Source organism: Modestobacter sp. DSM 44400 (genome assembly GCF_900107175.1).
GTDB lineage: Bacteria > Actinomycetota > Actinomycetes > Mycobacteriales > Geodermatophilaceae > Modestobacter.
Genome location: NZ_FNOZ01000006.1, coordinates 23,373 through 35,999 on the forward strand (window position 1 = coordinate 23,373; position 12,627 = coordinate 35,999).

Genomic DNA, 12,627 nt, shown 5'->3' on the forward strand with positions numbered 1-12,627 from the left:
GGCGTAGGCCGCGGACTGCTCGCCGGTCCGGGAGGCGCCGCTGCTATCCGGCTCGGCCGGGCCGGACCCGGGGTCTTCGGTCAGGGCGTCCCACCGGGGGGCAGGGAAGCGGTCGAACCGACGGTCACGGTGCGCACGACCGGCGGCACGATATCGGTGCGCTCGTCGTCGGGGACGGTGTGGCGGATGGCGTTGGCCACCCGCGCGGGCGAGTCGTCGGCCGGCAGGTCGCCGGAGGGCAGGCTGACGGCCAGCACGGCGACGCCGACCCCGATGCCGGCCAGCGCGCCGGTCATGCTGCGACGCAGCCAGCGGGCCTGACCCGGCCGGGAGGCCGGCGCGGCGGGCGCGGCCAGCGGAAAGGAGAAGGCACCGCGGGGCCCGGTGCCGGTGAGGCCGGCGCCGCCCACGCCGAGCGAGCCGGGCGGACCCGCCGAGGGCATCTCCGCGGTGAACGGGATGGCACGCAGCCGGGACATCAGGTCCCCGGGAACGGCGACGTCTTCCGGGGCCTGCAGGGCCGCCTTCGCCTCGCGCTGGGCGGACACGGCCAGCCGGCACTGCAGGCAGCCGGCCAGGTGCCGGGCGGCGCGGCCCGCGGCCCCGCCGGAGAGCTCGCCGTCGACGAGGGCGGCGATCGCCTCCTGGGCCAGGTGGCTCTCCGGGATGCTCATGGGGTGACTGCCTCCGCGCCGGCTCCGCGCCGAGGGGCGAGGTGGGCCAGGGCCTCGCGCAGCTGCACGCGGCCGCGGTGGATGCGGCTTCGGACGGTGCCGAGCTTGATGCCCAGGGTGGCCGCGATCTCCTCGTAGGTGAGGCCCTCGATGTCGCACAGCACGACGGCCACCCGGAACTCCGGGGACAGCGCGTCCAGGGCGGCCTGGACCTGGGGATCGAGGTGGGTGTCGGTGTAGACCTGCTCGGGTGAGGGTGAGGTGCCGGGTAGCCGCTCGGTGTCCTCGGGCAGCGCGTCGAAGCGGATCCGCTGCCGGCGCCGGACCATGTCCAGGAACAGGTTCGTGGTGATCCGGTGCAGCCAGCCCTCGAAGGTGCCGGGCGAGAAGTCGGCCAGCGATCGGAAGACGCGGACAAAGGTCTCCTGGGTGAGGTCCTCGGCGTCCTGCTGGTTGCCCGACAGGCGGTAGGCGAGCCGGTAGACGCGGGCGGAGTGGTCGCGGACGACCTGCTCCCACGTCGGAGCCACCCAACCCTCCGCGGCCGGGGCCACGGCAGCCGGCTGTGTCGTGTCGCTCGGTCCGGTCACTGCCCCAGGATCGCAGACCGCAGCACCGGGCGGCACCTCCCCACCGGGGGTGGCGGGAGGAACAGTTGCGGTGGCAGGCGTCAGACGCACGTCCGGTCCAACGGTCGGGGCGCGGGCCGGTGTTCCCGGAGCGCCGGGTCCACAGCCAGTTGCCAGGCTGGCCGGCGCCGTCACCCGCCGACAGGAGCCCGCCAGGGTCAGACCACTAGCCTTCCCGGGTGACCAGCGCTCCCCGACCGCCGACCGCCGGCGGCTGGCGGGACGGCGCGGCCGCCTATGCCGACGGCTTCCCCAGCGAGCCCCCCGCGCTGGTGGCGGCGCGGCAGCGCGCGCTGACCTCGGCTACCGCCTTCGGCACCCCCGCGCCGGTGGAACCCGCGGTGGGGGCCGTGCTGGCTGTGCTCGCCGCCAGCCTCGACGCCCGGGCCGTCGTGTCGATCGGTAGCGGTGGCGGGGTCGCCGGGCTGTGGCTGCTGCGCGGCATGCGCCCGGACGGCGTTCTCACCGCCCTGGACAGCGACCCGGCCGAGCTGCGGGCCGCGCGGCGGGCCTTCACCGACGCCGGCGTGCCCACCGGCCGGACCCGGCTGATCTTCGGCACACCCGCCGAGGTGCTGCCGCGGTTGTCCTCGGCGAACTACGACCTCGTGACCTGCTCGGGCCCGCCGACCGACTACGTCCCGCACCTGCCCGGTCTGCTCGCCCTGGTGCGCCTGGGCGGGTCGCTGGTGTGCCACGGGTTGCTGGCCGACGGCAAGATCGCCGACCGCTCGGCCCGCGACCCGCAGTCGGTGGCCTGGCGCGGGCTCGCCCGCAAGGTGCGTGAGGACGAGACGCTGACCTCGGCGGTGCTGCCGATCGGTGCCGGCCTGCTCGTCGCCGCCCGGCGCAGCTGACGCCAGCGGGACGACAGCCTTCTCCGGTGCCCGATCTTCTGGTGGTGACGGGTCGGGTGCCGGCAAGTCACCCGCAGCTCCGCTGGTCGACGCCACGTTCACACCCTCCGCCGTCGTCCGCGGCGGGGACCTCCACGTGACCGCCACACCGCCTGGAATCAGTCAGCGGAAGAGGAACTCGGCCTCGGCGCCCCACGGGCCCTCGAGGTAGTGCCACAGGCCAAGCCCACGGGCAGCCACCGTCTCCGGCGTGAAGCCGGCCGCCAGCTCGACGTGCAGCGCGCGGGCCAGCGCCGGGTCCACCTTGTTCTGCACCGTGACATGCGCCCTGCCCGGCTGCCGGCCCTGCCGGGTCAGCCACGGCCGGAACCGGTCCGCCAACCCGGCCCACAGCCCGGTCAGCTCCGCGGACTCCAGGTCGAAGGCGACCCCGCGGCCCAGCAGCCGCACCCGGCTCACCGTGACCGGGAAGGCTGGGCGGTCCGCGGCCGCGGCCAGCTCGCGTCGGACCTCGGCCAGCTGTGCCCCGGGGAGGGCGTGGAAGAGCGTGACGTGCGCGGCGAGTCGAAACACCCCTTCCTCCCCACCCCTCGCACGCTCGGGGCGGGCCCCGGGAAGGGGCCGGGCCGGGAAGTGCGCGGCCCGCAGCCGGTCGAAGCGCTGCTGCGCCGACTCGTCGAGCAGCAGCGTGACGACCAGCGGAGGGGCGGGGCTCAGACGATGGCCCGGGCGCCCTTGCCCAGCACGGTCACCCCGCCGGCGCTCACGTGGTACCGCTCGCGGTCGGCGTCCAGGTCGACTCCGATCCGAGCCCAGGGCGGCACGACCACGTTCTTGTCCAGGATGGCCCGCCGGACGACGGCCCCCTCGCCGATGTGGACGCCGTCCATCAGGACGCTGTCCTCGACCGAGGACCCGCGTTCCATCCGGACACCGGGCGAGACGACCGAGCCCAGCACCGCGCCGCCGCCGATGATGACCCCTGCACTGACCATGGACTCCTCGGCGCGGCCGCCGAGCACGAACTTGGCCGGCGGGAACTGCGGAGGGAGCGTGTAGATCGGCCAGCGGTCGTTGTAGAGGTTGAAGACCGGGGTGACCGACCGGAGGTCCATGTGGGCGTCGTAGTAGGAGTCCATCGTCCCCACGTCGCGCCAGTAGCCGTGATCCCGATCGGTGGCCCCCGGAACGATGTTGGTGCTGAAGTCGTAGACGTAGGCACTGCCCGCGTCGGCCATCATCGGCATGATCGACCCGCCCATGTCGTGCACCGAATCCTCGTCCTCGGCGTCGGCGCGCAGCGCGTCCAGCAGTGCGTCGGTGGTGAACACGTAGTTCCCCATCGAGGCGAAGCTCTCCTCCGGGGAGCCCGGCAGGCCCGGCGGGTCGGCCGGCTTCTCCAGGAAGCCGCGCACCTTGCCGTCGGCGTCGGCGTCGATGACCCCGAACTCGGTCGCCTCGCGACGGGGCACCCGCAGCCCGGCCACGGTCACCGCGGCACCGGTTTGCACGTGCTGCTCGATCATCTGGGCCGGGTCCATCCGGTACACGTGGTCGGCACCGAAGACGACGACGATCTCGGGCCGGTCGTCGTAGATGAGGTTCAGGCTCTGGTAGATCGCGTCGGCGCTGCCGGTGTACCAGCGGGGGCCGAGCCGCTGCTGCGCCGGAACCGGGGTGATGTAGCTGCCCAGCAGGGTCGACATGCGCCACACCGTCGTGATGTGCCGGTCCAGCGAGTGGCTCTTGTACTGGGTGAGCACCGCTATCCGCCGGATGTCGGCGTTGACTAGGTTGGACAGCACGAAGTCGATCAGCCGGTAGTTGCCGCCGAACGGAACAGCCGGCTTCGCCCGGTCCTGGGTCAGCGGCGCGAGCCGCTTCCCCTCACCACCGGCGAGCACGATGCCGAGAACTCGAGGACCGCCACGCATGAGCGCAACGTAACGGGTCCGCTGGGCGAACGCCCATCCGCCTGCGCCGTTCACCACCTAGGGTGACTCCGTGCGCGTGGGAGTGATCACCCGGGAATGGCCACCGGACGTCTACGGCGGAGCCGGCGTCCACGTCGAGCACCTCGTGGCAGCCCTGCGCGGGCTGCCCCACGGGCCCGAGATCGACGTCCACTGCTTCGGCGGTCCGCGGGTCCCGGGCCAGGCGGGGTACCCAGCGACCGGTCACGGGGTGCCGGCGGGCCTGCAGTCGGCCAACGGGGCACTGCAGGCCCTCGGGGTCGACGTGGAGATCGCCGCGGCGCTGGCCGACGCCGAGGTCGTCCACTCCCACACCTGGTACGCCAACCACGCCGGGCAGCTGGCCTCGCTCGTGCACGGCAGCCCGCACGTGGTCACCGCGCACTCCCTCGAGCCGCGCCGGCCGTGGAAGGCCGACCAGCTGGGCGGGGGCTACCGGCTGTCCTCCTGGGTGGAGCGCACCGCCTACCTTGCCGCCGACGCCGTCATCGCGGTCAGCCGGGGCATGCGCTCCGACGTGCTCGAGGTCTACCCCGGCCTCGACCCGGCGAAGGTTTTCGTCGTCGGCAACGGGGTGGACGCCAAGGCCTACCGGCCGGTCCAGGCCCCCGACGTGGTCTCCTCACTCGGCGTGGACCCCGACCGGCCGTACGCGCTGTTCGTCGGCCGGATCACCCGCCAGAAAGGGCTCCTGCACCTGCTGGCCGCCGCCGAGCAGCTGCCCCCCGAGGCGGGGCTGGTGCTCTGCGCCGGCGCCGCGGACACTCCGGCGGAGCGCAAGCAGGTCGCCGACGCGGTGGCCGAGCTGCAGACCCGGCGCTCAGGCGTGGTGTGGATCGAGGCGATGCTCCCCCGCGAGCAGCTGGTCCCGCTGATCACCGGCGCCACGGTCTTCGTCGTCCCCTCGGTCTACGAACCGCTGGGCATCGTCAACCTGGAGGCCGCCGCCTGCGGCACGGCCGTGGTGGCCAGCGACGTCGGGGGCATCCCGGAGGTCGTCGACGACGGCCGCACCGGGCTCCTCGTGCACTACGACGCCGGGAACCCGACCGCGTTCGCCGCCGGTCTGGCCGCCCGGATGGCCGAGCTGCTCGCCGACCCGGCGCGGGCACAGGCAATGGGCGAGGCCGGCCGGGAGCGGGTGCTCGCCGAGTTCGGCTGGCCGGCGATCGCCTCGCAGACCCTCCAGGTCTACGAGACGGTGCTCGCCGCCCGCGCGTGACACCCGACCACCCGATCCCGCCGCCGGCTCAGACCCCCGGCTTGAGCAGCACCTTCACGTAGCCCTCCGCCTTCTCCTGGAACGCCTTGTAGGCCTCCGGAGCCTCGGACAGCGGCAGCCGGTGGGTGGCGAAGGAGTCCACGCCGAGCGGGTCGTCATCGGTGAGCAAGGGCATGATGTCCGGGATCCAGCGCTTGATGTTCGCCTGACCGCCGCGCAGCTGGATCTGCTTGTCGAAGATCGTGAGCATCGGGATCGGGTCGGCCGCGCCGCCGTACACACCCGTCAGCGAGACGGTGCCGCCGCGGCGGACGATGTCCAGGGCGGAGTACAGCGCGTTGAGCCGGTCGACCCCGACCTCTTTCTGGATCGGCGCGGCGATCGCCGAGGGGAGCAGGCCGGCCGCCTTCTGCACGAACTTCGTGGCCGGCGAGCCGTGCGCCTCCATGCCGACCGCGTCGAGCACCGAGTCCGGGCCGCGACCGCCGGTCATCTCCCGGATGACGTCGCCGAGGTCGTCCTCGTGCTCGCGGAGGTCGACCACCTCGACGCCACGGGCCTGCACCCGGGCCAGCCGATCGGGCAGCAGGTCGACCCCGATCACCCGGTAGCCCTTGTGCACGCCGATCCGGCAGGCGAAGTCACCGACCGGGCCCAGCCCCAGGACCACCAGCGTCCCGCCCTCGGGGACCGAGGCGTACTCCACGCCCTGCCATGCGGTGGGCAGGATGTCCGAGAGGTAGGCGAACCGGTCGTCGGGCGGGCCTTCGGGCAACTTGATGTGGGTGAACTGGGCCTGCGGCACCCGTAGGTACTCCGCCTGACCGCCCGGCACCTCGCCGTAGAGCTTGGAGAAACCGAACAGCGCCGCGCCCATGCCCTGGTCGCGGACCTGCGTCGTCTCGCACTGGGTGTAGAGCCCCTGATCGCACATCCAGCAGTGCCCGCAGGAGATCTGGAAGGGGATGGAGACCCGGTCGCCCACCTTCAGGTCGCCGCACTCGGCACCGACCTCGACGACCTGACCCATCGCCTCGTGGCCCAGGATGTCTCCTACGCCCATGAAGGGTGCCAACGGCTCGTACAGGTGCAGGTCGGAGCCGCAGATGTTGGTGGTGGTGACCCGGATGACCGCATCGGTCGGTGCCTGCACGAACGGGTCGGGCACCTCTTCCACGCGGACGTCCTTCTTGCCGTGCCAGGTCACTGCCTTCATGCCGGTGCCACCGTTCCGCTCGAGAACTGTCCTCCGCTCGGTGCCCGACCATGATCGACCGAAACGGGAGCCGCGTCCTATCCCGCGGGGGTCAGACGCTCGGCGCTCACCGACCCGTTTCAGGAGCCTTGGCTCGCTGACCGTGGCTGACCGTCCTCAGCCTGAGGTCGCCTGACTCGCGCCACAGCGTGAGGACGGCGACTCCGGCGCGAGTCCGGTGCCGGCGCATCAGACGAGGGCGGTGCCGATCAGCCCCTTGCGGCTGACCAGGCCGGCGAGCGCGTCCTCCGACAGCGCCTCCGTGCCCTCGGGACGGCGGGGCACCACCATGTACCGCGACTCGGCGCTGGCGTCCCACACCGAGATCCGGGTCGCCGCCGGTAGCTCGACGCCGAACTCCCGAAGGACCCCGCGGGGGTCACGGACGACGCGGGAGCGGTAGGCCTCGCTCTTGTACCAACTGGGCGAGGGGCCGAGCAGCGCGATCGGGTAGCAGGAGCACAGCGTGCAGACCACGACGTGGTGCTCGGTCGCCGAGTTGGCCACGACCTTCAGTCGCTGTTCCTGCAGCCCGCCGGACATCGACAGCCCCACCTCGGGCAGCGCCGCGTTTGCGTCGGCGAGCAGCCGTTCCGCGAAGCCGGGGTCGACCCAGGCCCGGGCGACGACGCGCGCGCCGTTGGCCGGCGAGCCCCCGGCGGCGAACTCGTCGATCCGGCGGTCGATCTCGCCGTCGTCCAGCAGGCCGCGCTCCTCGAGCAGCGCCTCGACCTCCCGAACGTGCGCCGAGATCACCGAGCTGCCGTGGTCTCCACTCATGCCTGCTCCTCCACCGGTGTCAGGTAGTGCTCCCACAGCTCCACCGTGACCGTGTGGTCGCCGGCGCCGAAGAGGTCGGCCGCGGCGAACTGCACGTGGTAGACGGTCTGCGCGGCGCCGGCGACCCCGCGCGCCCGGTCGTCGGCGAGCGGGTGGGCGCCGGCCGGCTCGACCACCAGCCCGACCGCGCCCCGGGCGTACCGGGGCAGCCGGGTGTGGCCCGCGGGGTCGACCGACCGGGTGCGCACCCGGTCACCCGGCGCGAACCGCTCAGTGCGTGTGGTCATCGGGTACCGCCAGCTCCTCGGCCGTCGCCACGCCCTTCTCCACCAGGAGCGTCGTGATCGCGGTGAACCACTTCTCGTAGTAGGAGGAGGCGAGGTACTCCTGCGGCGGCATCCGTTCGATGGCGTCGCGGAACTCGTCGAGGTTGTAGACCCCGCGCCGGATCAGCGCCCCGTTGAGCGCGAACACGTGCGCCTCCCAGTCGGAGTGGAACCGCGGCTCGTCGGGCTCCTCCACGATCGGCGGGAAGCCGGCCATGCCACCGACGTCGTTGACCCGGGCCATCGTCAGCTCCTCTCAGGGCCAGATCGAGGCGACGATGATCGCCGAGACCGCAAGCGTGGCGGCCGCGGTCACCAGGCTCGCCGGATGGAAGTCCACCTGCATCAGCGTGGTGCCCAGCTTGCCCGGCGTCAACAGGTCGAGGACGACGAACGCGATCACCTGCAGCAGCACGCCGAGCAGCCCGAACACGACCGTGTAGCCCAGCGCCCTCCCGAACCCGCTGGTGGCGTTGGTCCAGATGGTCGTGAACGCGATCGCGCCCTGGCCGAGGAACCCCGCGGCCAGCGCGATGGCGGCGTTGACCGACCGCTCCTCGTAGATGTGCCGGGCCAGGTGGCCCGGGGTCAGCAGGTCGAGGGCGAACCCGCCCACCACGAGGAGCAGGATGCCGACACCGGTGTAGGCGGCGGCGTAACCGATGCTGGCCAGCACAGAGGACCTCCGGGTGGGGACGGCGGAGGACCGAGCCTAGGGGCATCGCACACCTGCTCCTGGAATGGCGCCTCCGCGCACCGTGCTGTACCGGCTGTGGCCCCTGCCGACTCGCCCCTCACCCTCTTCGACGACCCGGTCGAAGAGCCGGTCGCCGCCGAGGCCCCCGTGGTCAACCGGCTCTTCGACGTCCGGCGGGTCTACGCCGAGCCCGGCGCCGCGGCCTCCCCCCGCGGCCAGCAGGTGCTGGCCCGCTTCCCGGCCGCCGAGGTCGTCGAGGTGCCCTCGCACTGGCAGGTGCCCGACCTGCACGGCAACGAGGGCAACGTCGACCGCTGGGTGCGGGTGAAGTCCGAGACGCTGGTCCTGGGGGTCAAGAAGTCGCTGTCGGCCCGGCCCAACGGCCGATCGGCGGACTTCATCGCGCCCTCGACCGCGAACGGCTGCGCGATGGCTTGCGCCTACTGCTATGTCCCGCGGCGCAAGGGCTACGCCAACCCGATCACCGTGTTCACCAACATCGACCAGATCACCGGCTACCTGCGCCGGCACGTCGCCCGGCAGGGGCCCAAGACCGAACCCGACCAGGTCGACCCGGCCGCCTGGGTCTACGACATCGGCAAGAACGGCGACTGCTCGGTCGACGCGCTGGTCAGCGACAACGTCGCCGACCTGGTCGCCACCTTCCGCGACCTGCCGACGGCCAAGGCGTCCTTCGCCACCAAGTACGTCAACCGGCAGCTGCTCGACCTCGACCCGGCCGAGCGCACCCGCATCCGGTTCTCGGTGATGCCCGACCGCGACGCCCGGCTGCTCGACGTGCGCACCAGCCGGGTGGAGGAGCGGATCGCCGCGGTCGACGACTTCGTCGACGCCGGCTACGAGGTGCACCTGAACCTCTCCCCGGTGGTTCTGCGGGAGGGCTGGCAGGCCGACTGGACGGCACTGCTGCAGCAGCTGGACGACGTCCTGTCCCCCGCGACGAAGGCCCAGGCCGCCGCCGAGGTCATCCTGCTCACCCACAACGCCGGCCTGCACGAGGTCAACCTGGGCTGGCACCCGCAGGCCGAGGAGGTGCTCTGGCGCCCGGACGTGCAGGAGGCCAAGCGCTCGCAGAACGGACAGGACAACGTCCGGTACCGGGCCGACGTCAAGCGCGCGGCGGTGGTCCGCATCCGGGCACTGATCGGCGAGCACGCCCCGTGGCTGACGGTCCGGTACGCGTTCTGATGGACTGGACCCCGATGGAGACCTCCGCCGCGCTCTCCCTGCTGGACCGGTCGCGCACCCGCGCGGGCGAGGACGACGCGACCGCGCTGCACAGCACGGTCGCGCGCGCGGCCGCCGCCGAGCAGCTGGGCTACGACCGGTTCTGGGTGGCCGAGCACCACGGCGTCCCGGGCATCGCCGGTGCGGCGCCCGCGGTACTGCTCGCCGCGGTCAGCGCGCGGACGTCGACCATCCGGCTGGGCTCGGCCGGCGTGATGCTGCCGCACCACCAGCCGCTGATCGTCGCCGAGCAGTTCGCCACCCTGTCCGCGTTCGCGCCCGGCCGCGTCGACCTGGGCCTGGGCCGCTCCCCCGGCTTCACCGCCCCGGTGCGCCGGGCGCTGCGCTCGGACCGGATCCGCGACTTCGCCGCCGACCTCGCCGAGGTGCGTGCCCACCTGGCCGGGACGGCGGAGATCATCGCCCACCCGCGCCCGGCCGGCGCCGTCCCGGTGCACGTACTGGCCACCGGACGGGGGCTCACCGTGGCCGCCGAGCTGGGGCTGCCGGTGATCGTCGGCGGGCCGCTGCTGGGCGTGGCCGGCGACCCCGCCCCGGGGCTGGCCGCGCTCGCGCGCTACCGCGACGACTACCGGCCCTCGGCCGAGGCCCCCGAGCCGCGGGTGGCGATCAGCCTGGACGTGCTGGTCGCCGACACCGAGGAGCAGGCCCGGGACCTGGTGCTCCCCGAGGCGTGGGCGATGGCCCAGGCACGCACCACCGGCGTCTTCCCGCCGCTGGAGCCGGTGGCCGTGATCCGGGCACACGCCAGGACCGCGGTGCAGCGCCGGTACGTGGCGGAGACGACCGCGGCGGCGATCGCCGGGACGCCGGGCCAGGTCGCCGAGCGGCTCGGCGAACTGCTGACCCGCACCGGCGCCGCCGAGCTCGTCACCTCCAGCAGCACCTACGACCGCGCGGCGCTCGCCGATTCCGATGCGGCGCTGGCCGCGCTGTTGGGCCGCGGCGGGGCAGGTCAGTCCGGCGGGGGCAGCGCCGCGGACAGGCTCGCGCCGTCCCGGCCGTAGACGACCGGCACATCCCCGATCCGCTCGACCCGCGGCTCACCCGAGGTGACATCGCGCAGCAGGACGGCGCGGACCCGGGCCGGCGCGGCGGTGGCGAACTCGCGGTAGAGCTCCGGGTCGTGCTCGCCGGTGTCGCCCACCAGCGTCCAGCGCACCCCGGGCAGGTCGGCGGCCAGCCGTTGCAGCGCGGCCCGCTTGTGCGCCTGGCCATCCCGGAACCAGCGGCTCGCGCTCGGGCCCCAGTCGGTGAGCAGCAGCGCGCCCGGCGGGAAGCCGCTGCGCTCGAGGAATACCGCGAGCGGACCCGCCAGATTCCACGGCCCGTTGCTCAGGTACACGACCGGCACGTGCGGGGCACCGGCGGTGAGCAGGCGCAGCAGCTCGGCCATGCCGGGGACTGCGGACCGCTCGCCCATCGGCTGGACGAACGTGCGCCAGGCCGCACGCAGCGGCGTGGCGATCCCGGTGACCAGCACCGTGTCGTCGATGTCGCAGACCACGCCGCGGGCCGCGTCCGGTGAGGCCAGGTGCACCGGTGCGGTGGCCGACCGGGTCCCGGCGCGGAGGACGACGGGCAGCTGCCCGCGGTCCCGCGCCGCCTCGGCGACCCCCGGCGGCAGATCGAGGGTGATGTCCACCAGCCCGTCGGCGTCGCTGCGCACCACGACGTGGGAACCGCCGATCTCCACCCCGACGTCGGTGCGCGGGCTCTCCAGGGTCAGGAACCGTTGCCAGCCCGGCAGCGCGCGGCGCTGCTCAGGGTGCGCCGACGGCGGGGCGAGCAGCACCCGGCCCAGCACCCGCACCCGGCCCCCGCTGCCGTAGCCGGGGTGGGCGAGCACCGCCGGCGTCCAGCCACGGCGGCGGGCGACCCGGGAAAGTGTGCCCCGCACCGCGTCGTCCGCACGGCGGGCGAGCCCGGGCAGCGAGACCATCCGCCCAGCCTGCCAGCCATCGGCGCGGCGACGTCCGCCGCGCCCCTTCCCGGCCGACCCAGCCCCGATGGACGATCGGAGCGGCTCCTTGCGGGAGCCCCGGTGGTGAGCGACTGTCGCTGCATGCGCAGACGTGACTTCCTGGCCGCCGGCGGCGCACTGTTCCTGGCCGGCTGCACGACCCGGTCGGCGACGCCGGCGCTGTCCACCGGTTCGAGCCCGACGCCGCCGCCGTCCACTGCGCCGAGCCCGGTAGCCAGCCCGACCTCCAGCGCGCCACCGACCGAGGGGACCGTGGCGGAGATCCTGGCCCGGTCGAACGTGCCGGTCCTCTGTTTCCACCAGCTGCGCGAGTTCCGCGCCGACGACAGCGCCTACGCCCGCACGCTCATCACCCCGCCCGACGTCTTCCGAAATCAGCTGCTGGCGATCCGGGACGGCGGCTGGACGCCGGTTTCCGCGCCGGACCTGATCGACCACCTGCGATTCGGCACTCCGCTGCCCGAGCGCGCCCTGCTGCTCAGCTTCGACGACGGGTCGGCCACCCATGCCACGGTCGCCCTGCCGGTGTTGGCCGAGCTGGGCTTCCCGGCCGTCTTCTTCCCGATGACCGTGGTGCTCGACAAACCGGACTGGCTCAGCCGCGACCAGCTCCGCGAGCTGGAACGGGCCGGCATGACGATCGGCGCACACACCTGGGACCACCAGCGCCTGGACCGGATCTCCGGCGACCAGTGGCCGCAGCAACTCGACCAGCCGGCGGCCGACCTGGCCGAGATCCTCGGACACCCGGTGGACCTGATGGCCTACCCCTACGGCGTCTGGTCGCCCGAGACCCTGGCGCATGTGGCGGCTGCGGGCTACCGGGCGGCGTTCCAGCTCGCCGACGCCACCGATCCCGACTACCCGATGCTGACGATCCGCCGGGTGATGCCGCCGCCGACCTGGGACGGCCCGGCGCTGCTCGGCCACCTCGACGCCGACTTCTGATCGGAGGCACCGG

The 12,627-nt window shown here is 73.5% G+C and carries 15 protein-coding genes; 5 read left to right on the forward strand and 10 right to left on the reverse strand.

Annotation, left to right across the window (positions count from 1 at the left end; genetic code table 11):
• Positions 1-80: 80 nt before the first annotated feature.
• Together BLW04_RS05910 and sigE are read right to left on the reverse strand one after the other, a co-directional pair.
• On the reverse strand, positions 81-674 hold the full coding sequence (locus BLW04_RS05910) for an anti-sigma factor family protein (protein ID WP_091537856.1): 594 nt from the start codon (positions 672-674) through the stop codon (positions 81-83).
• Positions 671-1,300 carry an RNA polymerase sigma factor SigE gene (gene sigE / locus BLW04_RS05915; RefSeq protein WP_371327774.1) on the reverse strand — a complete coding sequence of 210 codons (630 nt, stop codon included), beginning with the start codon at positions 1,298-1,300 and terminating at the stop codon, positions 671-673. The genes BLW04_RS05910 and sigE overlap by 4 nt, the downstream gene beginning before the upstream one ends.
• A gap of 182 nt (positions 1,301-1,482) precedes the next feature.
• On the opposite strand from sigE, the gene BLW04_RS05920 reads away from it, so the two are divergent.
• Positions 1,483-2,160 carry an O-methyltransferase gene (locus tag BLW04_RS05920; RefSeq protein WP_091537858.1) on the forward strand — a complete coding sequence of 226 codons (678 nt, stop codon included), beginning with the start codon at positions 1,483-1,485 and terminating at the stop codon, positions 2,158-2,160.
• 162 nt (positions 2,161-2,322) lie between these two features.
• Here BLW04_RS05920 and BLW04_RS29480 read toward each other — a convergent pair whose 3' ends face one another.
• Together BLW04_RS29480 and glgC are read right to left on the reverse strand one after the other, a co-directional pair.
• Positions 2,323-2,976, reverse strand: coding sequence for a 2'-5' RNA ligase family protein (locus BLW04_RS29480; protein WP_371327775.1), 654 nt, complete (start codon positions 2,974-2,976; stop codon positions 2,323-2,325).
• Complete coding sequence (gene glgC / locus BLW04_RS05930) at positions 2,874-4,094, reverse strand: glucose-1-phosphate adenylyltransferase (protein WP_091537859.1); 1,221 nt, start codon at positions 4,092-4,094, stop codon at positions 2,874-2,876. The genes BLW04_RS29480 and glgC overlap by 103 nt, the downstream gene beginning before the upstream one ends.
• A 70-nt stretch (positions 4,095-4,164) precedes the next feature.
• Between glgC and glgA the strand changes: the two genes are divergently transcribed.
• A complete protein-coding gene (glgA, locus tag BLW04_RS05935; RefSeq protein ID WP_091537860.1) occupies positions 4,165-5,355 on the forward strand; it encodes a glycogen synthase in 1,191 nt (396 codons plus the stop codon).
• A gap of 28 nt (positions 5,356-5,383) precedes the next feature.
• Here the strand turns inward: glgA and BLW04_RS05940 are convergent, their stop codons facing one another.
• From BLW04_RS05940 to BLW04_RS05960, 5 genes are all read right to left on the reverse strand, one after another.
• Positions 5,384-6,571 carry a zinc-dependent alcohol dehydrogenase gene (locus tag BLW04_RS05940; protein ID WP_091537861.1) on the reverse strand — a complete coding sequence of 396 codons (1,188 nt, stop codon included), beginning with the start codon at positions 6,569-6,571 and terminating at the stop codon, positions 5,384-5,386.
• 228 nt (positions 6,572-6,799) lie between these two features.
• On the reverse strand, positions 6,800-7,390 hold the full coding sequence (locus tag BLW04_RS05945; protein WP_091537862.1) for a nitrile hydratase subunit alpha: 591 nt from the start codon (positions 7,388-7,390) through the stop codon (positions 6,800-6,802).
• Entirely contained in the window at positions 7,387-7,677 is a 291-nt protein-coding gene (locus BLW04_RS29485; RefSeq protein ID WP_091537863.1) for an SH3-like domain-containing protein, read from the reverse strand. The genes BLW04_RS05945 and BLW04_RS29485 overlap by 4 nt, the downstream gene beginning before the upstream one ends.
• Positions 7,661-7,960, reverse strand: a complete 300-nt coding sequence (locus BLW04_RS29490; protein WP_091537864.1) for an SH3-like domain-containing protein — start codon at positions 7,958-7,960, stop codon at positions 7,661-7,663. Before BLW04_RS29490 ends, BLW04_RS29485 begins: the two co-directional genes overlap by 17 nt.
• A 12-nt stretch (positions 7,961-7,972) precedes the next feature.
• Positions 7,973-8,392 carry a DUF350 domain-containing protein gene (locus tag BLW04_RS05960; RefSeq protein ID WP_091537865.1) on the reverse strand — a complete coding sequence of 140 codons (420 nt, stop codon included), beginning with the start codon at positions 8,390-8,392 and terminating at the stop codon, positions 7,973-7,975.
• 96 nt (positions 8,393-8,488) lie between these two features.
• On the opposite strand from BLW04_RS05960, the gene BLW04_RS05965 reads away from it, so the two are divergent.
• Positions 8,489-9,622, forward strand: a complete 1,134-nt coding sequence (locus BLW04_RS05965; RefSeq protein ID WP_091537866.1) for a spore photoproduct lyase family protein — start codon at positions 8,489-8,491, stop codon at positions 9,620-9,622.
• On the forward strand, positions 9,595-10,689 hold the full coding sequence (locus tag BLW04_RS05970) for an MsnO8 family LLM class oxidoreductase (RefSeq protein WP_254781112.1): 1,095 nt from the start codon (positions 9,595-9,597) through the stop codon (positions 10,687-10,689). The genes BLW04_RS05965 and BLW04_RS05970 overlap by 28 nt, the downstream gene beginning before the upstream one ends.
• On the opposite strand, the gene BLW04_RS05975 is transcribed toward BLW04_RS05970, so the two are convergent.
• Positions 10,638-11,624: an App1 family protein gene (locus tag BLW04_RS05975; protein WP_091537867.1), complete on the reverse strand. Its 987-nt coding sequence runs from the start codon at positions 11,622-11,624 to the stop codon at positions 10,638-10,640. The genes BLW04_RS05970 and BLW04_RS05975 overlap by 52 nt on opposite strands.
• 123 nt (positions 11,625-11,747) lie before the next feature.
• On the opposite strand from BLW04_RS05975, the gene BLW04_RS05980 reads away from it, so the two are divergent.
• Positions 11,748-12,614: a polysaccharide deacetylase family protein gene (locus BLW04_RS05980; protein WP_091537868.1), complete on the forward strand. Its 867-nt coding sequence runs from the start codon at positions 11,748-11,750 to the stop codon at positions 12,612-12,614.
• Positions 12,615-12,627 lie beyond the last annotated feature (13 nt).

Excerpts from the sequence above, each read along its gene's own strand:
- glgC (WP_091537859.1), bottom strand. The coding sequence starts at position 4,094 with ATGCGTGGCGGTCCTCGAGTTCTCGGCATCGTGCTCGCCGGTGGTGAG.
- BLW04_RS05975 (WP_091537867.1), bottom strand. The coding sequence starts at position 11,624 with ATGGTCTCGCTGCCCGGGCTCGCCCGCCGTGCGGACGACGCGGTGCGG.
- BLW04_RS29485 (WP_091537863.1), bottom strand. The coding sequence starts at position 7,677 with ATGACCACACGCACTGAGCGGTTCGCGCCGGGTGACCGGGTGCGCACC.
- BLW04_RS05940 (WP_091537861.1), bottom strand. The coding sequence starts at position 6,571 with ATGAAGGCAGTGACCTGGCACGGCAAGAAGGACGTCCGCGTGGAAGAG.
- BLW04_RS29490 (WP_091537864.1), bottom strand. The coding sequence starts at position 7,960 with ATGGCCCGGGTCAACGACGTCGGTGGCATGGCCGGCTTCCCGCCGATC.
- BLW04_RS05945 (WP_091537862.1), bottom strand. The coding sequence starts at position 7,390 with ATGAGTGGAGACCACGGCAGCTCGGTGATCTCGGCGCACGTTCGGGAG.
- BLW04_RS05910 (WP_091537856.1), bottom strand. The coding sequence starts at position 674 with ATGAGCATCCCGGAGAGCCACCTGGCCCAGGAGGCGATCGCCGCCCTC.
- BLW04_RS05980 (WP_091537868.1), top strand. The coding sequence starts at position 11,748 with ATGCGCAGACGTGACTTCCTGGCCGCCGGCGGCGCACTGTTCCTGGCC.